The sequence below is a fragment of the Amycolatopsis sp. FBCC-B4732 genome, from assembly GCF_023008405.1.
Taxonomy (GTDB): Bacteria; Actinomycetota; Actinomycetes; order Mycobacteriales; family Pseudonocardiaceae; genus Amycolatopsis; species Amycolatopsis pretoriensis_A.
In genome coordinates, this window is record NZ_CP095376.1 from 3525404 (window position 1) to 3547906 (window position 22503).

A 22503-nucleotide genomic window follows, 5' to 3' on the forward strand; every position below is an offset into this window, starting at 1 on the left:
GCGACTGTGGGGCCACCGCGGGAAGCTCAGCAGTTGCGGCGAATGGCCAGTCCAGTGATGCCGCGGCTGAGGAACCACCGCGGAAAGCTCGACAGCTGCAGTGAACGGCCAGCGCAGTGATCCCGCGAGCGACGGGACGCCACAGGAAGCTCAGCAGTTGCGGCGAACAGCCAGTCCAGTGACCCCGCGAGAGAGGGACCACCGCGGAAAGCTTGGCAGTCGCGGTGAACAGCCAGCGCAGTGATCCCGCGAGCGACGGGACGCCACAGGAAGCTCAGCAGTTGCGGTGAAAGGCCAGTGCAGTGAGGCCGTGACTGAGGGGCAACCGCGGGGAGGCTGGGGTGCCGCCGGTGCCAGGATTGGTGCGGGCCCGGGGATTGCTTGCGGCGGGATCGCCAGCCGACCGGGCGTCGGAGGATGGCGGGCTTCGTCGATCGTGCGGGTGGTGTTGTGGGTGTAGGCCCGTAGCCGGTGGCTGCGGGCCTTTCCCATGTTCGGTTGTGTCAGGCTGCGAATGGGAGTGGTTGGTGGATGTTGTTGCGCCTGGGTTTTCGGTGCTTGTCCAGGAACACCGGGGGTAGGAATTCGGGGTGACCGTCGGTCGCGAGGCGGACCTGCCAACCCGAGCGGTGCATCAAGCGGTGGTGATGCGCGCAGAGCAGGACCAGGTTCGCGAGATCTGTGGGGCCGCCATCGGCCCAGTGGCGGATGTGGTGGCCTTGACAGTGCCGGGGTGGGCGGTGACAGCCCGGGAAGGCGCAGCCTCGGTCACGTAAGAACAGGGCTCGGCGGAGGCCTGGTGAGATCAGGCGGCGGGCTCGACCCAGGTCCAGGGGTTCGCTGGTGGCGCCCAAAACGGACGGGATCAGCTTGCAGTCGCAGGCGTGGATGCGGGCCTCGACCGCGGAGATCAGGCCGGTGTCGCCCAGGGTCGCCTGGCCGAGGCCGGATTGCAGGTCCGACAGGGAAACGGCGACTAGGACGTGGGCGCGTTCACCGGCCTGAGTCGGCAGCTCTGGGGAGTTGAGGGCGAGGTCGACGGCGTCGGAGAAGGCGTCGCCGTAGCGTTCCTGCGGGGAACGGAAGTCTCCACCGTCGTCGGCGGTGCGGCGTTCGGCCAGGGCGTCGAGCAGGGCGCTGGCTCGGGTGCCGGTTTCGTCGTCGAACCGGCCTGTGAGTTCCCAGGTTCCGGTGCGCCTGCGGCGTAACGAGAGTTCGCGGGCAGGGGTGGCGGGCTCGACATCGACCGGTTCGGTGCCGTCGGGGTCGAGGTGGGCCAGGATCCGGGTGCCGAGGGCGGCGACTTGTTTGTGGCCTGCGTCGGCGGCGAAGGCCAGCAGGTCTTGTTCGGCGGTGTCGCGGTGTTCGAGGGGGATGGGGGTGAGGGCGGTGATGATGGTGTCGATCATCGGGGTGCTCAGGGCGCCCGTCAGCGCGGCAGCGCCGGTGGCGGGGGCGAGAGCGGGCGGCGAGTCGAGGGTGTGCGCAGAGGTGAGGGAGAGGGCTCGGGCGACGGTGCGCTGGGCGGCCGTGTGGGGAATGTCGGCGAGGTGTTCGAGTAAGCGGGCAACAGAGCGGTAGCCGAACAGTTCCATGACCCCGCGGGATTCGATTTCCACCAGCAGAGTCCCGATTTCCGCCTCGGCAGACCGCACCACGGTGAGCAGCCCACGGAGACGGTCGGCCAAGGCCTCCGCGTCTGTCTGCCACACCGCTTCTCTGTCCACACAACAAGATTACCCGACACCCGAACACCTGTTCATCACTCGATCAGGCGAACAAAACCGGAGCGAGAATCGGAGCCAGCCGTTCGGCGATCTTCGTGTGTCCTCCATCGTTCGGGTGGCCGTCGCCGTCCGCGTAGTCCGTTCCCGTTGTCAGCCAGCCTTCCGTGGTGATGAACCGGACCTTCGGGTCGGCCGCCGCCGCGACCGCGTTTTTCGTCTCCGTCACGTACCGCTTCTTCAACGTCTCGAACGCGAACAGTGTCGCGTTCGGGTACTTCGCCCTGATGTCCCGCAGCAACTTCGTGTACGCCGTCTGGAACGCCGGTCCGCTGACACCGTGCCCGGCGTCGTTGGTGCCGAGGTTGATCACCACCGCCGTCGCCTGGTAGCGCGTGAAGTCCCAGGCCGCGTCGCCCGTGCTGTCCGTGCGGAAGAACTGCGCCGCCTGCCCGACACAGCCCGGCGCCGCCACCAGGCAGTAGCCGGAACGCGCGATCTGCGTGTGGCGCACCCCGAGCCGCTCCCCCACCTGCCAGCCGTACGCGGAAAGCGCCAGTTTGCCCGTCAGCGCGCCGTACGTGATCGAGTCGCCGACGAACTCCAGCAGCTTCGGCGGCGGTGTCACCGGCGCCGTCGACGCTCCCGCGTCCAGGACCAGGCCCTGGAAGATCGTGTCGCCGGACCGGTAGGACAGCCGCAGTGAATGCGTGCCGGCGGGCAGCGCCGACGGCGTCAGCGGGACCGTCCCCTTCACCCCGGCGAAGAACACGTCGGGGCCGTTGTCGATGCTCGCGTAGAAGTTCACCGCCGCCCGGGCCTTCACCTTCACCGTCGTGCCGGTGAACTTCGCGGTGACGTACGCACCGGCCCAGTGCGGGACCGCGCCGGCGGACTCGGTGGTCCACCGGCCGGTGTAGGCGAGGTTCGCGTCGGTGACCGGGACGTCCGCGGCCGCCGCCGGGGCGAGCGACACCGACGCCACCGCGGCGATCGTCAGGAACAGGCGCATGACGGGCACTCCCGAATTCAGTAGACGTAGGGCCAGCCGGCGCTGTCGTAGCCGATGAGGTTGATGCCGAGCTTGCCCGTCTGCGGCGTCGCGTCGGAGTAGTAATAGTGGTAGACCAGCACGTCCGCGTCGGTGTCGTGCAGCACAGCCACGTGGCCCGGGCCGTGGACGTCGCCGTGGCTCGCCAGGATCTGCGTGCCGCCGCCCGCGGTCAGCCGGACGCCGTTGCGGTCGGTGTACGGGCCGGTGATCGACGTCGACCGGCCGGCCATCACGCGGTACGTGCTCTTCGTGCCCTGGCAGCACGAGTCCCACGAAACGAACAGGTAGAAGTAGCTCCCGTGCTGCACGATGTACGGCGCTTCCTCGGCCGTCGTGCTGCCCGTGCGCTGCGCGATGCTGCGCAACGCGGTGTCCGTCGTGCTGCGCTTCCCGGTCGCCGGGTCCAGCCGGTACATCTTGATGCCCGTCCACCACGAGCCGAAGCTCAGCCACCAGCGGCCGCCCGAGTCGACGAACAGGTTCGGGTCGATCGCGTTGTAGTCGTCGCTCGTGCTCGTCTGCGTGACGATGCCCTGGTTGGTCCAGCTGCCCGGCAACCCCGTCGGGCTGGTGGCCAGGAAGATCGCCGAATTGCGCGAACCGAACGTCGAAGCCGCGTAGTACAGGTAGTACCGGCCGTTGTGGAACGAGATGTCCGGCGCCCACAGGTAACCCGGGTGGGCCGGGTCGGTGAAGGGTGCCGTCCACGGCGCGCCGCCCGGCCACACCGAACCGATCTTCGTGAAGTGGACGCGGTCGGTCGAACGGCGGATCTGCAGGTACTGATCGGTCGAGTAGAGCAGGTAGCTGCCGTCCGCCGCGCGGATCATCGACGGGTCGTGGACCGCCGTGACGTCCCCGGTGACGTACCCCGGGTCCGGGTAGGTGGCGGCCTGGGCGGCGGGTGCGCTCAGCAGGGCGGCGGCCAGGACGGCGAGCAGGCGGGGCAGGCGCATGGGGTGTCCTCGCACTCGATGGGGTTTCCGGGTCAGTGCACGGGGTTCCACCCGTCGCCGCCCGCGAGGTAGCGCTGCGCGGTGAAGTTCGCGGCCTGCGCGGCGGGGAGCTGCGGCCGGTCGGTGCCGGTGCCCGCGCCGGGTCCCGTGTTGCGGTATTCGAAGAACCGGGCGTCCTTCCACGAGAAGCCCGACATGTCCGTCCACGGCGTCGCCTTGATCGCCGCCGGGAGGGCGGTCTCGCGGATCACGACCTGCGCGATCGCGTCGACGTCGCCGCTCGGGTGCCACGGCCGCCCCAGGTAGAAGCTGGCGTTCGCGGCCGGGCTGAGCACCCGGCTGCCCACGATCAGGAAGCCGTACGGGTTGGTGCGCCGGGTGCTGGCCGCGGTCAGGTAGCCGTTCGGGTTCGAACCGCGGTCGAGCGCGGTGATCGTCGCCCGGTCGAACACCGCGGTCGCGCGCCCGAAAAGGAAGTCGACGTCGCCGCTGATCGAGCAGTTCCGGTAGTACTGGCGGCCGGTCGTGCCCACGGCCGCGGTGTCGGCGTAGAGCGTGTCCTGGTGCCCGAGGAAGGTGACGTTGTCGAAGACCATCCGGTCGCCGGCGGTCTTGACCGCGACGGCCTGGGTGGCGGTGATCTCCGGGTGGGCCTTGCGGTCGAAGGAGTTGCGGAAGGTCAGCGCCGTCGCGGTGAAGCCGTTCGCGGCGAGCGTCGCGGTCGCGCTGCCCGTCGTGCCGTAGGTCGAGCCGTCCGGCTTCTTCGTCCCGCTGGCGTTGTCGTAGTCGACGACGACGTCCGACGCCTTGCCGGTGGTGCCCCGCAGGGTCACGCCGGTCTTGGCCGCGGGCACGGTGATCACCTCGCGGTAGGTGCCGGGTTTCACCGACACGGTGCCGCCGGCCGATACGGCGTCGATCCCGGCCTGGACGGTGCTGTGCGTGCCGGTGCCGTCCTTGGCCACGACGACGTTGACGACCGCGGCCCCGGCCGGCGGGGCGGCCAGCGCCGCCCCCGCGAGCGCCGAAGCGACGAGCAGGGTCTTGAGCATGACGCCTCCCTGGGAGCGCCGCGGGTGCCGGACGGCGGCCGGCACCCGCGGCGCGGCTCGGACTACCGGTAGGTGATGTTGGCGCTGGTGTAGAGGCAGTTCGTCGCATCGGGGCCGCTGCCGGTCTTCGTCGGCTCGCCGCTGGTGACGCCCTTGTACTTCTGGCAGGGCTCGATCTTGCGGCTCGAGTCGCCGACGATGGTGATCCGCGTCAGCTTCGCGGTGTCGCCGTAGTTCGTGTTGATGCCGACCAGCGCCTTGCCCGGCACGGTGGCCGTGACGTTGTCGACGACGACGTTGCGCTTGTACTGCGTCTTGCAGTTGCCGCAGGAGCGGTACAGCTTGCCGAAGTCGCTGACCTCGAAGTTCCGGATGTACATGGTGCCGGGACCGTTGTGCTGGAAGACCTTGTCCGACGCCTTGCGGGCACCGCCGCCGTCGATCGTCATGGTCTGCGAGGCGGAGGTGCCCTTGAAGGTCGCCGCGTCCTCGCCGACGTCCTCCCACCAGACGTTGAGCAGCGTGCAGGTGCCGAGGCAGTGCACGCCGTCGGCGGCCGGGCTGCCCAGGACGACGTTCTTCAGCGTGGTGCCGTTGGCGAGCTGGAACAATGGGTCCTGGCCCTCGTCCTGGCCGCCGGACCCGAGGTCGCCGGTGCCGTAGAACCGCTTGAGCCCGCCGTCGTAGGTGCCACTGGTGACCTTGATCGTCGCGCCGACCGGCACGTTCGTGCTCGGGCTCGGCCAGGTGGCGGCCGACGCGGTCGCGCCGGTGCCGGCCGCCGCCGAAACCACGAGCGCGGCCACGGCGGCCACCCGGATCATCCGGGAAATCACTGGGGAAACCATTCATCACTCCCTGGTCTGATTCTTCAATCGGCGCTGACGAAACGTCCGACCGGGTTGTGAAAGCGCTTTCTCGCCACTGAGTTTCGGGTTGCGGACAGTCCGTGTCAATGTCGTTCGCCGCTGCGCCGGGCAAGTCGCCCGGATGGTCGCCGCCCGCGCGGGTTTTCAGAAAACACCGAAAGTGTCGAACGGTCAGCGCGCGGGCCCGGCGCCGGCGAGCACCCGCGCCGGGACCTGCCACGCCGGGTCGAGCCGGTCCACCAGGGCCGGCGTCCACCCGACGTCGGAGCCGAGGTCCGGGTCGTTGGCCGCGTTGTACTCGGCCAGCAGGTCCACCGGCCGCGGCCACGCGGTACCCGTCGCGACCAGGGTGCCGGTCGCGTGCAGCACCGTCCCCTTCCAGTACTCGACGAGCGCGCCCAGCGGTACCGACGCGGGAATCCGGAAGAAGTTGTCCTCCGCGTAGATCCGGGACTCCACGCCGACCCCGAGCGAATACGTGTAGGCCGCCGCGTCCCGCACCGCGTACAGGTTGTCGTAGACGTGCACCTGCCCGTACCGGACCCGCGGCGCGCGCTGCCCGATCTCGGAAAAGAGGTTGTGGTGCACCGTGACGCGCAGCTTGCCCACGTCGTGGGTGGGCTTGTCGGTGTTGCCGATCAGCATCGTCTTGTCGTGGTCGTGCAGCCGGTTGTACGACACGGTCACCAGGTCCGACCCGTTCACGATGTCGAGCAGGCCGTCGTGGACCTCGTACTTGCGCCCGAAGTAGGTCGGCTGCCGGTCGTTGCCGCCGTCGCCGAAGTCGTTGTGGTCCACCCAGACGTGCGTCGCGCCGACCAGGTCGACGTCGTCGTACTCGGAGTTCCAGTTGCCGTCGGCGCCGTCGAGCGGGTCCCACTGCGGGAAGCAGTCGTGCGCGTCGGCGAAGCCCAGGTTCCGCAGGATCACGTTGTCGCCGGTCACGCGCAGCGTCAGCCCGTGCAGCGTGGCGTGGTCGCCGATGATCGTCGTGTTCGGCCCGACGTCGAGGACCACCTGCGCCGCCTGGTTGGCCTGGGACCGGGCGCGTGCCTCCTCCAGGGGCCCGGACGGCTCGACCTTGCCCCAGGTGGCCGGGTCGTACGCCGCCAGGTACGCGGGCAGGGTGTAGCCGGGGTCGGCGAAATCGGTGCAGCTCATCGGCCGGTCCCGGTCGTCCACGTTGCCCTCGATCGTGCCGCGGACGCGGATGATCTTCGGCGCGCCCGGGTCGGCCGCCAGCGCGGCGACGAGTTCGGAACGCTTGGTCACCGTGCGGATGCCGGGGGCGGCCGCTCCCCCGGTCGTCCCGGTGGTCGCCGCGGCCCAGCCGTCGCGCGCGCCGAGCACGACGCGGCCGGGGTCGTGCCCGTGCGCGGACGCGGGCACGGCCGCGCAGGTGAGTCCGATCAGGGCGAGGCACCCCGCGAAAGCCTTCCAGCGCATGGCAGTCCTTTCACTCGGCCGCCCGGGCCGCGAGCTCGGACAGCCGGGCGGGGTCCGGATCGCCGTCGACGACGACGAGGTGGTGGGTCAGCGTCAGTTCGCCGCCGGGTTCGAACAGCCACGGCCGGTGGTAGGTGGCGGCGAAGCTGACCACCGGGAACGGCTCGGCCCGGACGTACCAGGCCGTCGGGTACGCGGGGTTCGCCGGGCTGTCGGCGAACAGCAGCGTCGAGGTCCGCAGGCTGACGTCGTGCCGTCCGGTGAAGGCGAGCCACGGCGCCCGGTGCCCCATCGCGCCGGCCGCGCTCCGGCCGTCCGGGGTCCGGACTTCGCCGCCGACGAACGAGCGCGGCCCGCGCCAGAACAGGCCGCCGTAGCCCGCGGTGTCCCGCCCCTCGGTGACCGGACTGCCCCAGCGCAGTTCGCGGCCGCTGGTGTTGCGCAGCCGGCTGGTCCAGGTGAGCGTCCAGTGCCCGCCGTCGACGTCGACGTCCCCGAAGCGCAGCGTGCGGTGCTCGGTGAGCCAGCGCCGCCCGGCCGCGGTCCGCCAGGCCAGCTCGTGCCGCAGTTCGCAGTGCCCGGGCGCGGACACCCGGCTCTCCCAGCGGACGTGACCGACGGTGCCGTTGTTGTCGAGCGGGGTGTACCCGCGGCCGCGCACGTAGGTGCGCCCGCCCCAGAAGTTCTCGCCCGAGAGGTGGGCCATCGTGAACTGGAGGCCGTTGTGCCAGGTGTGGTCGTGCGGCCGGACCGCGGTCACGACCTCGCCCGCGGTGGTGCGCAGCGGGTGCAGGTACGGCTTCGGCGAGTCCCCCGCCGGCGTCGGCGGCGCGACCACGTACTCGGCCAGGTCGAGCTCGCCGAGGCGGACCCGCACCCGGCCGTCGCCGGCTTCGGCCGGCGCGAGCGTCCCGTCCCCGACCGCCGCCCGGCTCACGCCGGGTCCCCGATTTCGGCTAACAGCTCCGCGACGGCGACCGGCCGGCCGGTCGCCAGTGACCGGTTCGCGGCCAGCCCGGTGAGCAGCGCCGCCAGCCCGGCGTCGTGGCCGGCCGCGCAGCCGAGCCCGTCTGGCTCGGCGTCCCCGAGCAGCTCGGCGAGCATCCGCTCGTCCCCGCCACCGTGCCCGTCGCCGAGGACCTGGTCGAGCACGACTTCGGGCGGCGCCCAGAGCCGTTGCAGCGTCAGCCGGGCGCGGCCGGGTTCGGGCACCACGCCGGGCGGGAGGTCCGCGACGGACTTGGCCGCGCCCACGGCGTGCTCGTTCTCGCGGACGTCGAGCTCCAACCGTCCTCCGCTGCCGGAGAAGGCGACCCGGTAGCCCTCGCGGGGTGAATACGCGTGGAGGTGGTAGTTCAGCACCGCGCCGCCCTGGTGGCGGACGAGCACCGACAGGTCGTCCTCGATCGAGATGCCGGGCGCGAAGACCGTGCGGTCGCGGAGGTAGCCGTCCTCGGCCTCGGCGTCGCGGTAGAGGGCACGCAGCCGGGGCGAGCGGTCGAGGTCGAGCGCGAACGGGTCGCCGGTGGTCCCGGTGCCCCGCGCGTAGTCCGTCCGCTGTCCGTGCCGCTGCCCGTTTTCCTCGCCGTAGAAGAACAGCCGGCCCAGTGCGAAGACCGTCTCGGGCCCGCGGCCGAGCCACCAGTTGACGAGGTCGAAGTGGTGCCCGGACTTGTGCACGAGCAGGCCGCCGGAGTTCGCCTTGTCGCGGTGCCAGCGGCGGAAGTAGTCGGCGCCGTGCGCGGTGTCGAGCAGCCAGCTGAACTCGACCGAGCCGATCTCCCCGATCGCGCCCGCCGCCAGGAGTTCCCGGACCCGGCGGTGCACCGGGTTGTAGCGGTAGTTGAAGGTGACGCGCACCGAACGCCCCGTTTCGCGCCGGGCATCGAGGATCCGGCGGGCGCCGTCGACGTCGGTGGTCATCGGCTTTTCGGTGACGACGTCGCAGCCTGCCTCGAGCGCGGCGACGACGTAGTCCGCGTGCGTGTGGTCCGGCGTGCACACCACGACGACGTCGATGCGCTCCTTCGCGAGCATCGCGGTGAAGTCGCCGGGCCGGTAGCCGGGCACCGCCGTGCCCAGCCAGCCGTTGTGGACGCGCATGCGGGTCTCGTTGGTGTCGCAGAAGGCGGCGAGTTCCGCCCGCGGCGACCCGGCCAGCGCGCCGGCGAACAGCCCGGCCCGCGAGCCCAGTCCGACGATCGCGTACCTACGCACCACCATCACCTCTCTTCCCGGCGCGGGTCCCGGCGCCGGTCCAGGGCAGAGCGAGTTCGGAGAAGAGGGCGAGCCGCCCGGCGGCGGCGTCGACCGCGGCGTCGACGCCCGGGACGACGTAGTGCCGGTCGGGGCCGGTGCCGGCGCTCCGGACCCACTCGGCCGGCAGCGGCCGCGGTTCGGGTGCGTCGCGGACCGCCTCGACCAGCGCGGTGAAGGCGCGGGTCGCGGCCAAGGGCGCCCGCAGGGCAACGCCGTCGCGCAGGTGCTCGACGAGGTTGACCAGGAGGTCTTCGGGCGGCTCCACCGGCACCGGGGTGCCGCGGATCTCGACGACGTCGGTCTTGTAGTCCCAGCGGATCCGCCCTTCGGTGCCGTGCACGAGGACGTAGGGCTGGTGATCGGCCTCGGCGGCGAGCGTGGCCGCGACGACGACGTCCGGCGCGCCGGCGAAGGCGAGCCGCGCGCAGGCGGTGTCGTCGGATTCGATGGCGCGGGCCCGGTACAGCTCGACGCCGAGGTGGTCCGGGAGCAGTCCGGCGGTGCCGTTGAGCAGCAGAGCGGTCGCCACGGCGTGCGCGAAGGGGTTGGTCAGGGAGCCGTCCACGACCGGCTGCCCGCCGACGCGCCGCCTTCCCGCCCACTCGGCCCGCCCGAAGTACCGGTCCCGCCGGATCCACGCCCCGGCGGCGGCGATCCCGGTGACCGTCCCGATCTCACCGCGCCCGATCGCCGCGCGGATCAGCGGGACGGCGGCCGAGCCGAAGCTCTGGAACCCGGTCTGGCAGGCGAGGCCGCGGTCACGCGTGAGCCGCTCGAGCTCGCCGAAGCCCGCGAGGTCGAGCACCGGCGGCTTCTCGACCAGCAGGTGACAGCCGGCCGCGAGCGCACGCCGGGCGAGGGCGAGGTGGGTGTGCGGCGGCGTGGCCACGACGGCGATGTCCGCCCCCGCGACGAGGTCCCCGGGATCGGTGGTCAGCTTCGCGTGGTCCGGGAGCAGCGCGCGGGCTTCGTCGGGCGGTTCCCGGACGTCGCAGGCCCCGGCGAGGACGATCTCGCCGCGGTCGTGGAGCGCGCGGGCCCGGCGCAGGTGGGTGAGGGCGTGCCCGGCGGTCCCGAAGACGACGACGGCGGGCATCACGATCGCCTGCCGGTCGCGACGGCGGCGAGGCACAGCGGCCCGGGGACGACGAACGCGAGGATGGGGAGCATCCAGACGAGGACCGCGCAGAGGAGGATCGCCCCGGCGAGGAGCGCGGCGCTGCCGGGAGCGGCCAGGGTTTCCCGCGCGGCGGCGAGGCCGGCGCGGAGCCAGGACGCGGACTCGCGCCGAGCCGCGGCCGGGCCATTCGCGTCCGCCTCTCCCGGCGCCGGGGCACCGGCCATCGCCGGCGAGACCGCTACCGAGTCGCCGGTGGCCACCACCTCACAGGTCCGCACCGCGATCACCAGCGCCGCGCCGGCCAGCACCCCCAGTACCGGCCGGAGCACGCGCCCTCCCGGCAGCGAGCCCGCCACCTCCAGGTCCACCGCGAACAGCACGGCCGCCAGCACCGCGAGCCCGCCGAACACCACCCCGCCGCGGGCGGCCGCGCGGAAGTCGGCCCAGAACGTCGTCCACAGTGGACCACCCACGCCGCGCCCGGACCGCTCGATCGCGCGGCAGCCCGCCACCAGGGCCGGGGCCGCCGTCACCACCGGCACGGACGCCAGTGCCACCAGCACCCCCGCCAGGAGGCAGTCCGAGAACTCCCCCAGTCCCGCCCGCCAAGTCGCTTCGCGCATCCTCACCCCTTCAGGCCACTCGTGCTCACGCCCTCCACCAGCAGGCGCTGGAAGGCGAGGAAGAAGAGCACGATGGGGACCAGCGCGAGCGCGGACATCGCGAACATCGCGCCGAAGTCGGACTGGCTGCTGGTGTCCACGAACAGCCGCAGCCCCAGCGGAACCGTGAACTTCTCCGTGTCGTTCAGGTACACCATCTGCGTGAAGAAGTCGTTCCACGTCCAGATGAACGTGAAGATCGACGTCGTCACCAGCGCCGGTTTCGACAGCGGCAGCACCACGTGCCAGAACGTCCGGTACACCGAACAGCCGTCGATGATCGCGGCTTCGTCGAGCTCCCGCGGGATGCCGCGCATGAACTGCACGATCAGGAACACGAAGAACGCCTCGGTCGCCAGCAGCTTCGGCAGGATCAGCGGGACGAACGTGTTGACCAGGCCGGCCTGCTGGAAGATCACGTACTGCGGGATCAGCGTCACGTGGTAGGGCAGCATCAACGTCGTGATCATGAACGCGAACAGCGCGCCGCGGAACCGGAAGTTCAACCGGGCGAAGGCGTACGCCGCCAGGGAGCACGAAAGCACGTTGGCCACCACCGACAACCCGGCCACCAGGAAGGAGTTCAGGAAGAAGCGGCCGAACCCGACGTCCGCCGCACCCTCCCAGCCCTTCGTGTAGCCGTCGAAGACGAAGCGGGTCGGCAGCAGCGCCAGCCTCGAGAGGATCTCGTCCGGCGGCTTGACCGACGCGAACGCCAGCCACACCAGCGGGTACAGCACCACGGCCACGATCACCAGGCACAGCACGTGCCGGCCGAACGAGCGGGCCGGGCGGGGCAGCGTGGTCATCGGCGCTCCCCCATGCCTTCCGCGTCGTCGTAGAACACCCACAGCTTCGCGGTGCGGAACACGATCGCCGTGACGATCGCGATCACCACCAGCAGCACCCACGCCATCGCCGACGCGTAACCCATCCGGAAGTCCTGGAAGCCGACCTCGAACAGGTAAAGGGTGTAGAACAGGTCCGCGTCGGCCGGGCCGCCGCGGCCGCCGCCGATGACGAACGCCGGGGTGAACGCCTGGAACGCGTGGATGGCCTCCATCACCAGGTTGAAGAAGATCACCGGCGACAGCATCGGCAGCGTGATGTGCCGGAAGCGGCGGAGCGCGCCCGCGCCGTCGATCGCCGCCGCCTCGTGCAGCTCCGCCGGGATCTGCTTGAGCCCGGCCAGGAAGATCACCATCGGCGCGCCGAACTGCCACACCCCGAGCAGCACGATCGACGCCAGGCTGAACTGGGGGTCGTCGACCCAGCTCGGCGTGTGCCAGCCGAAGAACGCCAGCGCCTCGTTCACCGGGCCGCCGCCCATGAACAGCGCCCGCCACACGAGCGCCGCCGCGACGCTCGCGCCGAGCAGCGACGGTGCGTAGAACGCGGCCCGGTAGAAGCCGTTGGCCCCGCGGCGGGTGTTGAGCAGCATCGCCACCAGCAGCGACACCGTCAGCTTCAGCGGCACCGAGACCAGGACGTAGATCAGCGTGACCTTCACCGACTGCAGGTAGCGGTCATCGTCGGTGAACATGTGCGTGAAGTTGCCGAAGCCGACCCAGTCCGGTGCGGTGAACATGTCGTAGTCGGTGAACGACAGGTACAGCGAGACGACCATCGGGCCGACGGTGAGCGCCACCGCGCCCAGCAGCCACGGCGTCAGGAACGCGAAGGCCTCCGGCTGGCTCTTGCGACGGCGGCCCGGCCGGTCCCGGCGCCGGGGGCGCACGGTCGCCGGGGCGAGCGGCGGGTCCGGGGTGCGCACGGTCGTCATCGGTTAGGACAATCCCTTCTCGGCTTCGGTCATGAACCGGTTCACGGCGTCGTCGATGCTCATCCGCCCGAACGCGACCTCTTCGTACGTGCGCTGGAGGAGCTTCTGGATCGCGCCGGCACCCTTCGGCGGCACGGGCGGCGCGGCCCCGAGCTTCGGTTCGAGCGCGGCTTCGAAGTCGTAGAGGGTCTTGTCGTTGCCGGTCGCCGACCCCGCCAGCTGCGCGCGGACCTTGAGGTTCGGGGCCAGCCCACGGTCGGTGCCGACGATCTTGCCCACCTCGGCGTCGTTCACCAGGAAGTCGACGAGCTTCGCGGCCGCCTCCTGCTGCGCGCTGCGGGCCGAGACGGCCAGGAACATCGACGGCCGCCGGTACTGCCCGGTGTCGCCGGCCTTGTCGCTCGGGTACGGCGCGACTTTCAGCGGCTTGCCGTTCGCCTTCTGGTACGCGGGCAGCAGGTTGTCGTAGGCGAACTCCGAGCTGGTCAGCTTCTTGCCGAGCGGCGCCTGCTCGGGGGAGGTGTTGTACGACGCCGTGACGTCCGCGGGCGAGGCGCCCTTGGCGTCGCGGAACCCGCTCGCGAGCTGCCAGTAGCGGCGCAGGTCGTCGGCGGCGAAGCCGAGCTTGCCCGCCGGGGTGTAGAACTGCTTGCCCTGCTGGCGCAGCCAGATCTCCAGCGTCGTGTCGAGGATGCCGAAGTCGGTGGTCCCCCGTGCGGAGAACCCGCTCGCGGCGCTCACCTTCCGCGTCGCGTCGGCGTACTGCTGCCAGGTCAGGCCCTCGGCCGGGTCCGCGCCCGCCGCGGTGAACGCGGCCGGGTCGTAGATCATCGCCGGGGTGTTCTGCGCCCACGGCACGGCGTACCGCTTGCCCTGGTACACCCCGGTCGCGGCCAGCTCCGGGTTGACATCGGCGAGCGAAACCGCCTTGCCCGCGCCCTGGTTCAGGTCGGCCAGCACGCCCCGGCCGCCGTACTCGGCCAGGTAGCGGGTGTCGACGTTGAGCACGTCCGGCGGCTTGCCACCGGCCGTCTGCGTCGCCAGCTTCTCCCAGTAGGCCGCGTACGCCGAGAACGACGTCTGCACCTTGATCTTCGGGTTCTTCTGCTGGAACAGCTCCACGGCCTTCTTCGTCAGGTTCGCGCGCCCGTCGCTGCCCCACCAGACGAAGGTGATGGTCACGTCCCCGTCGCCGGTCCCGGAGCCCGAGCCGCACGCGGCCACCCCGGTCAGCAGCAGGGGAACCACCACGGCCAGCGCGGCGACCCCGCGCCCGGTCCTACGCACCGTTGTCCGCACCATCGAATTCTCCGTCCTCAGCCGGTCAGCACTTTTCTGAAAACGCTGTCAGCGCGCTCACGGTAGGCAGTGCGCGACACCGGTGTCAACGGTCGATTCGCAACCACAACCCTTGTGCAGCAACGGTTCTAACGATTGGCGGGCACACTGAGAAAGCGCTTACAGCAACCGGGTGAAGGTCCGGGCCGCCAGCGCGATGGGCACCGGCGCGGGTTATCCGGTGCGTTGGGCGGTCCCCGCGGCGCTCGCCCACGGGACACCGATTTCCGAGAACAGCGCCAGCCGGTCCGCGGCCACGGCGACCTCTTCGCCGATCCCCCGCACCACCGGGTGCCGGCTCGCGCCTTCGCCCGCGGTGCGGATCCAGCCCGCCGGGATCCGCGCCGGTGACGGCGCGTCCCGGACCGCTTCGACCACCGAGGCGAACGCCCGGGTCCGCGCCAGCGGCGCGAGCAGCGGCACCCCGGCCGGGTCCCGGTGGTGGGCGACCAGGTTGCGCAGCAGGTCGGCCGGCTCCCCGAGGTGGACGCGCTCGTCGTCGACCTCCAGCCGGTGGCTCTTGTACCAGAACTTCGCGCGCCCCTTCGTGCCGTGCACGACGACGTAGGGCTCGTGGTCCTGCTCCGCGCACAGCGACGCGGCGACGACGATCTCGGGCCCGCCGTCGAACCGGATGCGCAGGCACGCGGTGTCGTCGGCTTCGATGTCGCGCGTGCCGTACAGCTCGAGCGCGATCTCCGCCGGGTCGAGGGCGGCGACCCCGCCGACGAGCAGTGCGGTGGCCACCGCGTGGGAAAAGGGGTTGGTCAGCGCGCCGTCGACGACGGCCTCGCCGTCGAGCCACCGGCGGCCCGCCCACGGGTTGCGGCGGTAGTAGGCGTCGGTGCGGATCCACGCCCCGGCCGCGCCGACGCCCGCGATCGCCCCGAGCCGGCCGGCGGCGATCGCCGCGCGGAGGACGGGCAGGGCCGGGGAGCCGAAGCTCTGGAACCCGGTCTGACAGGCCGCGCCGGACTCAGCGGCCAGCCGGGTCAGCGTGGTGAACCCGGCGAGGTCGAGCACCGGCGGGGTTTCCAGGAGCAGGTCGCCGCCCGCCCGCAGCACCGCGCCGCCGGCCTGCACGTGCGCGTGCGGCGGGGTCGCGACCACGGTGATGTCGGGGCGGCAGCGGCGGAGCAGGTCGTCGACGCCGAGGTGCGCGGTGGCGCCCTCGGGCAGCAGCGCGACCGCGGCGGCCGAGGGCACCCGGATGTCGGCCATGCCCGCGAACCGCACCAGGCCCTCGTCGTGCAGGATGCGCGCGCGGTGCAGGTAGCTGAACGCGTAGCCGGACGTGCCGACGACGGCCAGCCTCGGCGGGTCCGCGGCGGTGCGGCTCCGGCTCCCCGACATGGGTCTCCGATCGGCGGGGCCCGGCCGGGCCGCGCGGAAGGTGACGAAATGGGTCAGGCGTTCGGGAGAAACTTCAGGTCGCCACGGTAAGGCGTTCCCGACAAGGGTGTCAATGTCCGTCGAATTCATCGAAACAAAGGTACTCCGAACGGCGGCGAGCGATTCGAGATAGCGCTTACTGGAAACGGTAGATGGGTTTGCAGCATTTGTTGACAACACTGCCGGGCGTTTTCATCATGGTGCAGGAGCCCGAGGAGTTGCCGTGACCGTCACGATTCACGACGTCGCCCGCCGCGCCAACGTGTCGATCTCGACGGTGTCGCGGGCGTTCACGTCTCCGGATCTGGTCCGCCGGCAGACCCGGACCCGGGTGCTGGCCGCGGCGACCGAACTGGGCTACCACGCCGCGGGCGCGCCCCAGCCGGTGCCCGCCGCCCGCACCGGGCACATCGGCATCGTGGTCTCGGACCTGGGCAACCCGTTCTTCACCGGCGTGCTCAACGGCGTCCAGGCCCGCGCGCGCCAGGACGACATCGCCGTGCTCTTCGCCAACAGCGACGAGGACCCGGCGACCGAGCAGAACCTCGTCCGCCGGATGGCGAAGCAGGTCGACGGCGTCGTGCTGTGCAGCCCGAGCATGACCGACGACCAGCTGCGCGCGCTCGCCGAGCAGACCACGCTGGTGCTGCTCAACCGGGAGGTGGAAGGGATCCCGTCGATCGTGATGGACGCCGCCGACGGGATGCGGCAGGCGATCCAGCACCTGGCCGCGCTGGGGCACCGCCGGTGCGCCTACCTGGGCGGGCCGCGGGCGTCGTGGGCGAACCGCGCCCGGCGCCAGGGCCTGACGGAGGCGGCCGAGCGGCACGGCACCGACGTGGTCGAGTTCGGCCCGTTCCCGCCGGTGTTCGAGGGCGGGCTGCAGGGCGCGGACCTGGCGCTGGCCGCGGACGTGACGGCGATCGTCGCCTACAACGACCTCGTCGCGTTCGGCGCGCTCGCGCGGCTCAACGCCCGCGGCGTGCCGGTGCCGGACGAGATCAGCCTGGTCGGCTTCGACGACCTGGTCTTCGCGGCCATCTCCGCGCCGCCGCTGACGACGATCGCGATGCCGACCGAAGCGGCGGGCCGCGCGGCGGTGACGATCCTGCTGGGCCTGCTCGAGGGCGAGGCCGACGAGCGCACGGCGCAGGTGCTCGACACCTACCTCATCGTGCGCGCGACGACGGCTCCCCCGGCCTCGGCCGGTCGTGAGTGAGAAACAGTCTTCTGCCCCTGTTCCCCTCACGACCGCTTGTCGGCCGGGCCGAAGACGTGGCGGTCGAGGTACGGGTTCCGGAATTTGCCGCCGGGGTCGAGGCTCGCCGCGAGGTCCCGGAAGCCGGCCAGCCTCGGGTAGTCGCCCCGGACGGCGTGGAAGAGCTTGCCCCAGTGCGGCCGCGCGCCGAAGGGCGCCAGGCGCTCCTCGATGACCGGCAGGAGTGCCTCGACCTCGGGCTGGCGCGGCTGCCAGGTGAAGTGCAGCGCGACGCGATCGCCGCCGTGGCACGGGCTGAGCCACAGCTCGTCGCCCGCGATCGCGCGGATCTCGGACACCAGCAGCAGCGGCGCGATCCGGCCGGCGAGCTCGCGGACCGCCGCGATCGCCGCCGTCGCGTGCTCGTACGGCACGAAGTACTCCGACTGCAGCTCGTCCCCGACGCTCGGGGTGAACGCGAGCGCGAAGTGCGGCAGCCGCTCGTGCCAGGGGCCCGGAACCCCTTGCTGCGGCGTGCAGTTGCCCGCCGTGATCCCGGCGGCGTGCGCCGGGTGCCGCGGCCCGTCGGCGGGGACCGCGCCGAACAGCTCGCGCCGCTCGGTGAAGGCGTCCGCGCGGCTCTTGACCCACGCCAGGTCGATCGTGTCGTTCGCCCAGTTCGTGAACAGGCTGACGCTGTAGCCGGCGTCTTCGACCTCGTCGAAGTGCCGGTCCGCCGCTTCCCACGGCAGGTGGTCGAAGACGTCCTGGCGGACGTCGAACGCGGGCACGACGTCGAGCGTCAGCCGGGTGACGATCCCGGTCGCGCCGAGCCCGACGACCAGGCCGGGGAACTCGGCGTCGGCACGGGTGAACGTCCGCAGGCCGCCGTCGGCGGTGACCAGCTCGATCGCCGAGACGGCCGAGGCGAGCCCCGGCTGGCGGCGCCCGGAGCCGTGGGTGCCGGTCGCGACGCTGCCGGCCACCGTGATGTGCGGGAGCGACGCGAGGTTCGGCAGCGCGAACCCGGCGGCGTGCAGCTGTTCGGCGAAGTCGCCGTAGCGCGCGGACCCGCCGACGGTCACCGTGCCCTCGCCGATCTCGACGCCGGCGTCGAGCGCGCTCAGGTCCAGCAGGGTGCCGCCCGGGGAGTCCGCGATGTCGTTGAAGCAGTGGCGGCTGCCGAGGGCCTTCACGCGGCTCGCGCCGGCCACGGCTTCGCGAACCTCGTCGACCGTGCGCGGCGTGTGGACGGCGGACGCGGCGTAGGTGTGGTTGCCCGCCCAGTTCGATTCGCCCACCCGTACGTCCTTCCACCGCGCCGGAAATCCCGTCTCCGACCCTACGCTCAGCGGGCGGGGATGATCGCCTGGTGGGTGCCGCCGAGGCCGTGCGGGCTCAGCAGGCGGCCCATCCGCTTCGGCATCCGCAGCGTGATCGCGCGGTCGACCACGCGCGAGCCGGGCGCCGCGGTGGCGAGCGCCGACTCGTAGGCCGTGCAGCCGGCCGGTTCGCGCAGCCAGGCCGACACGACCAGGTTGCCCTCCCCCACGACCGCCGCCGAGAGACGGGTTTCCGGGAGGTGCGCGATCGCCGTGCCGGCCCGGTCGAGGTCCGCCGCGGGGATGTCGAGGCGGTAGCCCGCGATCACCGGCCAGCCCGCCGGGACGTGCGCGAGGTCGCAGCGGAAGTCGAGTTCGTGGTTGCGCACCATCCGCGCCAGCGCGCGCCGGACCGCCGACTCGCTCATCCGGCAGTCGCGGGCCAGCTCGGCGTAGCTGCGCCGCCCGTCCTCGCCGAGGGACTCCACGAGCGCGCGCAGGTCGCGATCGTTCCACTGCTGCGGGACGACCAGCCGGGCCTGCTCCGCGGTGTCGTCCAGCACCGCCCGCTGCTCCGGGGCCAGCGCGTTGACCAGCCACCCGCTGCCTTCGCGGTAGACGCGGGTGGCGACGGCGAACCGCACCTCCACGACGCCGGGCAGCGCGCCGATGCGGCCGGTGACCAGCGCGTCCAGCGCGTCGAGGTCACGCGCGGCCAAGGACAGGAACAGCCCGAAGCGGCTGGTCGTGCGCTCGACGCTGAACACCGCCGGCCAGCCGCAGAGCTCCTGGGTGAGCGCGCTCAGCGCGTCCGGGCGGCAGGCGACGTCGACGTAGCCGACCGTCGTGGTCGGGGCGGTGACGTACGCGGTCAGCCAGGCGAGGCCGGCCGCCTGCAGCCGGTCCCAGCGGCGGGCCGCCGTCGTGGCGTCGGTGCCCACGGCGGCGGCGATCCGGGTCCACGGCGCCCGCGGGTCGCGCTGCAGCGCCTCCACCAGCGCGAGGTCCGAACCACTCGGCCGCGCCGGTTCCGGCGGGGCCGAAGGAACGGGCATGGCGCATTGTGCCCCGATCATGATCACCTGCCAAGGGCCGCCGGTCCGGACGTCATGAACGAGTCGTTCACCGCGTCCGGCGTGGTGAACGACTCGTTCATGACGGTTGCGGGCCGTCCTACCGGCGTCGCAGCCGCGGGGCCACGACCGCGCCGGCCGCCAGCAGGAGGACACCGCCGAGCGCGAACGGGAGCACCGGCACGTCGTCGGAGTCCGTGGCCGGGACCGCTCGTTCGCGGCCGCCGTAGCCGCCGCCCGCGCCGTCGCGGTCGTAGGCCGAACCCGGCAGCTTGTCCGCGTACCGCCGGTGCAGCGCCGCCCGGTAGTCCGTCAGCGCGAGCTTCGTGCCCGCGGCCAGGCCGGTGACCGAGCCGTCGAGGACCGTCACGGCGTCGCCGTGCACCGCGTACCAGGCGTTGACCTGCGGCTCGTGCAGAAGGTAGCCGCCGGCTGCGGCCTGGGCGTACCGCTGCTCGTAGTCGCCGGACGCGACGTTCACGACGGTCCAGGCCGGGCCCTGCCGCTCGGCCCAGACCGTCGCTTCCGCACCGTCGCCGGTCCGCGCCGGGACCGCGACGTAGGCGAGCTCGGCGGGGACGTCCGACTTGCCTTCGACGAACGCCGCCGTCGGCTCGTACACCGCGACCTGGGTGCGCGGGTCGGCTTTCGCGGCGTTCACCGCGGCCGCCGCGCGGGCCCCGGGGAACTTCGTCGAGGCCAGCCGGCCGAGCGTGGCCTGGCTCCCGGTCAGCTGCCCGATCGCGGCGGTGTCCGCGGCGGTCGGGGTGCCGGTGGGGCCGTCCGCCGCACTCGCGGCCCCGGTCGTGGCGAGCATCGCGGCGCCGGCCAGCACGGCCGCGCCCATCGCTTTCCGCAGCACGCTCATCCCTCGATTCCGTACACGGTGTGGGTCCACTGGAACTGGGTGTTCGAACGGTAGGTGTCGTAGTTCATCGAGTTGTAGCGGCTGTTGTTCGGCCACGGGTCGCCGTATTCGACGCGGGTGGCGCCGCCGGAATTGTCGTAGCCGTAGAGCACGTGCATGTGGCCGCCGCCGGAACGCCAGCCGATGCGGGTGCCGATCGGCTGCCCGGCGTCGATCTGGTTCTTGATGCCGGTGAACGACAGGACCTGCCCGTTCGAGTTGTACGTGCCGGCGCTGGAGAAGCCGAGGTAGCGGAACACCCGCTGCTGGTCGGACAGGTAACCTTGGTTGTTGGCGCAGTCGCTGCCGGATTCGTTGTGCGCGATCTGGCAGAACCGGGTCTGGGTCAGGGAACTGCCCCAGTAGGCGGCGATGGTGTTGCCGCTGGCGTCCCAGCACCACTGGTCCTTCTGCTGGGCCTGCATGGAGATGCCGAGGTCGGTGCGCGCGGCGGCCGCGGTGGCCGGCGCCTGCAGCGCGACGGCCGCGGCCGTCGCGGCCGAAAGGACCGCGAGTCCACGTAGGACTCCTGGAATGGTTTTCACGGAGGGGACCTCCAGCCGGGGAGAGCGATCTGGTGGCACGGAATACTCCGCGCCCGGCCCGTGCACCCGATACCTACTAAGGGAGGAACCCGTTGGGAAGGAACGGTTTCGGGTGGATCCCGGCATTTCCCGGGTGCCGGATTCCGGCATCGGCTCACCCCCGCCGGACGGATTCCGGCGGGGGTGGCCGGGCGCCCGCGTCAGCTGACGGTCGTGGTGCCCAGGGTGGCGTCCTGGTCCGGCGGGTCGAGCGTCAGGTCGACGTCGAACTCGCCGAGGCTGCTGTCGGTGACGACGTGGGTGGCCGCCGCCGCGTCGACGCTGCTGGTGGCTTCGCCGGCCGGGGTACCGGCCGGGACGGTGAAGTCGACCTGACCCTGCGCGGTGAACTTCAGGGAGCCTTCGGCGGGCACGGGCGTTTCGGGGATCGGGAGCTCGATCGGGATCGCCACCGACTGGCCGGCGATGGCGACGTTCACCTTCGACTTGATGGCGCCGGAGACCTTCGTGGCGCCGACGAGCCGCAGGCCGTCACCGGCGGCCTGGCCGGCGTCGACGTCGAGGCTGAACGGCACCGAAACGGGCGTGCCCGCGGTGGCGGTCGCCGGGATGTCGGCCTTGACCACCACCGAGACCTGCTGGTCCCCGATCAGCGGGAACCCGCCCTTGTAGGTGAGCGTTTTCTCGGCCGCCGCGGCCGGCCCGGCGGCCACCACGGCGACCGCGCCCGCCAGCAACGCGGCCATCCCCATTCCGAGGAATCGGCGGCCGGTTTTCCGAACGAGGGTTTCCGTCATATCGGATCCTTTCATCGTCGAACGGACTTTCGGATCGTAGGTGGAAACTACCCAACCGGCCATTCTCCTTTTCCGTTGCCGGGGAATTTGTCACGCCTGTTTGGGCGCGTGGACTCGTTTTTTGTCACCACCCCGATGGCACGTGACAATTACCGGCCGGCGGGCACTCATTCGCGTCAGCACCGGCGAGAGCGGCGGTGTAGTGGCGGTGTAGCGGCCGCGCGCAGGGTTCTCCCCGACACCGGGGCACGCCGTCCCGGTCCACCGAGGGAGACACCCATGCGAACCATCTGCCAGGCGGCCGCGCTGTCGGCCGCCCTGCTCTTCGGCGGCGCCACCGTCGCTTCGGCCGCCACCGCCCCGCCGTCGGAGGTGTACTCGGAGGTCACCGCGGCCGACATCGCGGACCCGGGCGCCGTCCTCACCGACTCGGCCGCCGACCTCGCCGCGGCGCGCACCGCGAACCAGGCGATCGCGTGGTACTCGAGCCGCAACGGCAGCACGGCCTACCAGGGCTACTGTGAGAAGGCGGCCCGCCTGTCCTGGAACCGCACGACCCACCACGCGAGCGCGATCGAGCACTGGCGCTCCTCGGACGGCGCCCGCCACACGACGGGCACCCCGCCCCGCGGCGCGTTCGTGTTCTGGAACATCTCGGCGTACGGCCACGTGGGCATCGCGGACGGCAGCGGCGGCGTGTGGGCGACGAGCGTCAACGGCGCGATCGGCCACGCCCGGCAGGGGTACTTCGCGAACTACCTGGGCTGGAAGCCGGGCAACAGCAACTGATCGCGGGTCGCCGGGCGTGCCTGGGGGTTGCGCCCGGCGCCGGGTTCCGGCGGGGACGGCGAGGACCGGTGGTGCGGCTGTGGTGCCGGTCCACCACCGCCTGCCGCACGCCCTGCCACGCGAGACTCCGGCTGGGCGCGCCGGCGACCAGGCGAGCGAAGTCCGACGCCTGCCCGCCACGCCCGGGACCGGCGCGCGGCAGCACCGGTGGTCCCGG

21 protein-coding genes are annotated in these 22503 nt (G+C 71.9%); 2 read left to right on the forward strand and 19 right to left on the reverse strand.

Annotated elements, in window-relative coordinates:
* Positions 1 to 503: 503 nt before the first annotated feature.
* The 14 genes from MUY14_RS15155 to MUY14_RS15220 form a co-directional block, all read right to left on the reverse strand.
* Positions 504 to 1727: an HNH endonuclease signature motif containing protein gene (locus tag MUY14_RS15155; protein WP_247023646.1), complete on the reverse strand. Its 1224-nt coding sequence runs from the start codon at positions 1725 to 1727 to the stop codon at positions 504 to 506.
* A gap of 43 nt (positions 1728 to 1770) precedes the next feature.
* Positions 1771 to 2736 carry an SGNH/GDSL hydrolase family protein gene (locus MUY14_RS15160; RefSeq protein WP_247023647.1) on the reverse strand — a complete coding sequence of 322 codons (966 nt, stop codon included), beginning with the start codon at positions 2734 to 2736 and terminating at the stop codon, positions 1771 to 1773.
* 17 nt (positions 2737 to 2753) lie between these two features.
* The gene (locus MUY14_RS15165) at positions 2754 to 3734 is read right to left on the reverse strand and encodes an arabinan endo-1,5-alpha-L-arabinosidase (protein WP_247023648.1); all 981 of its coding nucleotides are present in this window, start codon (positions 3732 to 3734) and stop codon (positions 2754 to 2756) included.
* Between the two features lie 32 nt (positions 3735 to 3766).
* On the reverse strand, positions 3767 to 4786 hold the full coding sequence (locus MUY14_RS15170) for a pectinesterase family protein (protein ID WP_247023649.1): 1020 nt from the start codon (positions 4784 to 4786) through the stop codon (positions 3767 to 3769).
* Between the two features lie 62 nt (positions 4787 to 4848).
* Positions 4849 to 5619 carry a pectate lyase gene (locus tag MUY14_RS15175; protein ID WP_315863287.1) on the reverse strand — a complete coding sequence of 257 codons (771 nt, stop codon included), beginning with the start codon at positions 5617 to 5619 and terminating at the stop codon, positions 4849 to 4851.
* A 207-nt stretch (positions 5620 to 5826) separates the two neighbouring features.
* Positions 5827 to 7101, reverse strand: a complete 1275-nt coding sequence (locus tag MUY14_RS15180; protein WP_247023651.1) for a polysaccharide lyase family 1 protein — start codon at positions 7099 to 7101, stop codon at positions 5827 to 5829.
* Positions 7102 to 7111: 10 nt separating this feature from the next.
* Positions 7112 to 8038 carry a PmoA family protein gene (locus MUY14_RS15185; protein WP_247023652.1) on the reverse strand — a complete coding sequence of 309 codons (927 nt, stop codon included), beginning with the start codon at positions 8036 to 8038 and terminating at the stop codon, positions 7112 to 7114.
* A complete protein-coding gene (locus tag MUY14_RS15190; RefSeq protein WP_247023653.1) occupies positions 8035 to 9324 on the reverse strand; it encodes a Gfo/Idh/MocA family protein in 1290 nt (429 codons plus the stop codon). The genes MUY14_RS15185 and MUY14_RS15190 overlap by 4 nt, the downstream gene beginning before the upstream one ends.
* The gene (locus MUY14_RS15195; RefSeq protein ID WP_396126805.1) at positions 9311 to 10456 is read right to left on the reverse strand and encodes a Gfo/Idh/MocA family protein; all 1146 of its coding nucleotides are present in this window, start codon (positions 10454 to 10456) and stop codon (positions 9311 to 9313) included. Before MUY14_RS15195 ends, MUY14_RS15190 begins: the two co-directional genes overlap by 14 nt.
* Complete coding sequence (locus tag MUY14_RS15200) at positions 10456 to 11103, reverse strand: YesL family protein (RefSeq protein ID WP_247023655.1); 648 nt, start codon at positions 11101 to 11103, stop codon at positions 10456 to 10458. Before MUY14_RS15200 ends, MUY14_RS15195 begins: the two co-directional genes overlap by 1 nt.
* Positions 11104 to 11105: 2 nt before the next feature.
* Entirely contained in the window at positions 11106 to 11951 is an 846-nt protein-coding gene (locus MUY14_RS15205; protein ID WP_247023656.1) for a carbohydrate ABC transporter permease, read from the reverse strand.
* Positions 11948 to 12925, reverse strand: a complete 978-nt coding sequence (locus MUY14_RS15210; RefSeq protein ID WP_247023657.1) for a carbohydrate ABC transporter permease — start codon at positions 12923 to 12925, stop codon at positions 11948 to 11950. The genes MUY14_RS15205 and MUY14_RS15210 overlap by 4 nt, the downstream gene beginning before the upstream one ends.
* A gap of 3 nt (positions 12926 to 12928) precedes the next feature.
* Positions 12929 to 14212 (reverse strand): ABC transporter substrate-binding protein, encoded by a 1284-nt coding sequence (locus tag MUY14_RS15215; RefSeq protein WP_247023658.1) that lies wholly within the window; start codon positions 14210 to 14212, stop codon positions 12929 to 12931.
* Positions 14213 to 14437: 225 nt separating this feature from the next.
* Positions 14438 to 15616, reverse strand: a complete 1179-nt coding sequence (locus MUY14_RS15220) for a Gfo/Idh/MocA family protein (RefSeq protein WP_247023659.1) — start codon at positions 15614 to 15616, stop codon at positions 14438 to 14440.
* A 262-nt stretch (positions 15617 to 15878) separates the two neighbouring features.
* On the opposite strand from MUY14_RS15220, the gene MUY14_RS15225 reads away from it, so the two are divergent.
* A complete protein-coding gene (locus MUY14_RS15225; RefSeq protein ID WP_247023660.1) occupies positions 15879 to 16874 on the forward strand; it encodes a LacI family DNA-binding transcriptional regulator in 996 nt (331 codons plus the stop codon).
* 26 nt (positions 16875 to 16900) lie between these two features.
* Here the strand turns inward: MUY14_RS15225 and MUY14_RS15230 are convergent, their stop codons facing one another.
* From MUY14_RS15230 to MUY14_RS15250, 5 genes are all read right to left on the reverse strand, one after another.
* A complete protein-coding gene (locus MUY14_RS15230) occupies positions 16901 to 18154 on the reverse strand; it encodes an FAD-binding protein (RefSeq protein ID WP_247023661.1) in 1254 nt (417 codons plus the stop codon).
* A gap of 47 nt (positions 18155 to 18201) precedes the next feature.
* The gene (locus MUY14_RS15235) at positions 18202 to 19230 is read right to left on the reverse strand and encodes an Lrp/AsnC family transcriptional regulator (protein ID WP_247023662.1); all 1029 of its coding nucleotides are present in this window, start codon (positions 19228 to 19230) and stop codon (positions 18202 to 18204) included.
* Positions 19231 to 19348: 118 nt separating this feature from the next.
* Positions 19349 to 20116, reverse strand: coding sequence for a hypothetical protein (locus MUY14_RS15240; RefSeq protein WP_247023663.1), 768 nt, complete (start codon positions 20114 to 20116; stop codon positions 19349 to 19351).
* Entirely contained in the window at positions 20113 to 20700 is a 588-nt protein-coding gene (locus tag MUY14_RS15245) for a papain-like cysteine protease family protein (RefSeq protein ID WP_247023664.1), read from the reverse strand. The genes MUY14_RS15240 and MUY14_RS15245 overlap by 4 nt, the downstream gene beginning before the upstream one ends.
* 200 nt (positions 20701 to 20900) lie before the next feature.
* Entirely contained in the window at positions 20901 to 21497 is a 597-nt protein-coding gene (locus MUY14_RS15250; RefSeq protein WP_247023665.1) for a DUF6801 domain-containing protein, read from the reverse strand.
* Between the two features lie 279 nt (positions 21498 to 21776).
* On the opposite strand from MUY14_RS15250, the gene MUY14_RS15255 reads away from it, so the two are divergent.
* A complete protein-coding gene (locus MUY14_RS15255; RefSeq protein WP_247023666.1) occupies positions 21777 to 22286 on the forward strand; it encodes a hypothetical protein in 510 nt (169 codons plus the stop codon).
* Positions 22287 to 22503 lie beyond the last annotated feature (217 nt).

What these genes read in the sequence shown, in the direction of transcription:
- MUY14_RS15160 (WP_247023647.1), bottom strand. Translation starts at nt 2,736, where the DNA reads ATGCGCCTGTTCCTGACGATCGCCGCGGTGGCGTCGGTGTCGCTCGCC.
- MUY14_RS15165 (WP_247023648.1), bottom strand. Translation starts at nt 3,734, where the DNA reads ATGCGCCTGCCCCGCCTGCTCGCCGTCCTGGCCGCCGCCCTGCTGAGC.
- MUY14_RS15170 (WP_247023649.1), bottom strand. Translation starts at nt 4,786, where the DNA reads ATGCTCAAGACCCTGCTCGTCGCTTCGGCGCTCGCGGGGGCGGCGCTG.
- MUY14_RS15180 (WP_247023651.1), bottom strand. Translation starts at nt 7,101, where the DNA reads ATGCGCTGGAAGGCTTTCGCGGGGTGCCTCGCCCTGATCGGACTCACC.
- MUY14_RS15190 (WP_247023653.1), bottom strand. Translation starts at nt 9,324, where the DNA reads ATGGTGGTGCGTAGGTACGCGATCGTCGGACTGGGCTCGCGGGCCGGG.
- MUY14_RS15195 (WP_396126805.1), bottom strand. Translation starts at nt 10,456, where the DNA reads ATGCCCGCCGTCGTCGTCTTCGGGACCGCCGGGCACGCCCTCACCCAC.
- MUY14_RS15200 (WP_247023655.1), bottom strand. Translation starts at nt 11,103, where the DNA reads ATGCGCGAAGCGACTTGGCGGGCGGGACTGGGGGAGTTCTCGGACTGC.
- MUY14_RS15205 (WP_247023656.1), bottom strand. Translation starts at nt 11,951, where the DNA reads ATGACCACGCTGCCCCGCCCGGCCCGCTCGTTCGGCCGGCACGTGCTG.
- MUY14_RS15210 (WP_247023657.1), bottom strand. Translation starts at nt 12,925, where the DNA reads ATGACGACCGTGCGCACCCCGGACCCGCCGCTCGCCCCGGCGACCGTG.
- MUY14_RS15220 (WP_247023659.1), bottom strand. Translation starts at nt 15,616, where the DNA reads ATGTCGGGGAGCCGGAGCCGCACCGCCGCGGACCCGCCGAGGCTGGCC.
- MUY14_RS15235 (WP_247023662.1), bottom strand. Translation starts at nt 19,230, where the DNA reads ATGCCCGTTCCTTCGGCCCCGCCGGAACCGGCGCGGCCGAGTGGTTCG.
- MUY14_RS15240 (WP_247023663.1), bottom strand. Translation starts at nt 20,116, where the DNA reads ATGAGCGTGCTGCGGAAAGCGATGGGCGCGGCCGTGCTGGCCGGCGCC.
- MUY14_RS15250 (WP_247023665.1), bottom strand. Translation starts at nt 21,497, where the DNA reads ATGACGGAAACCCTCGTTCGGAAAACCGGCCGCCGATTCCTCGGAATG.
- MUY14_RS15255 (WP_247023666.1), top strand. Translation starts at nt 21,777, where the DNA reads ATGCGAACCATCTGCCAGGCGGCCGCGCTGTCGGCCGCCCTGCTCTTC.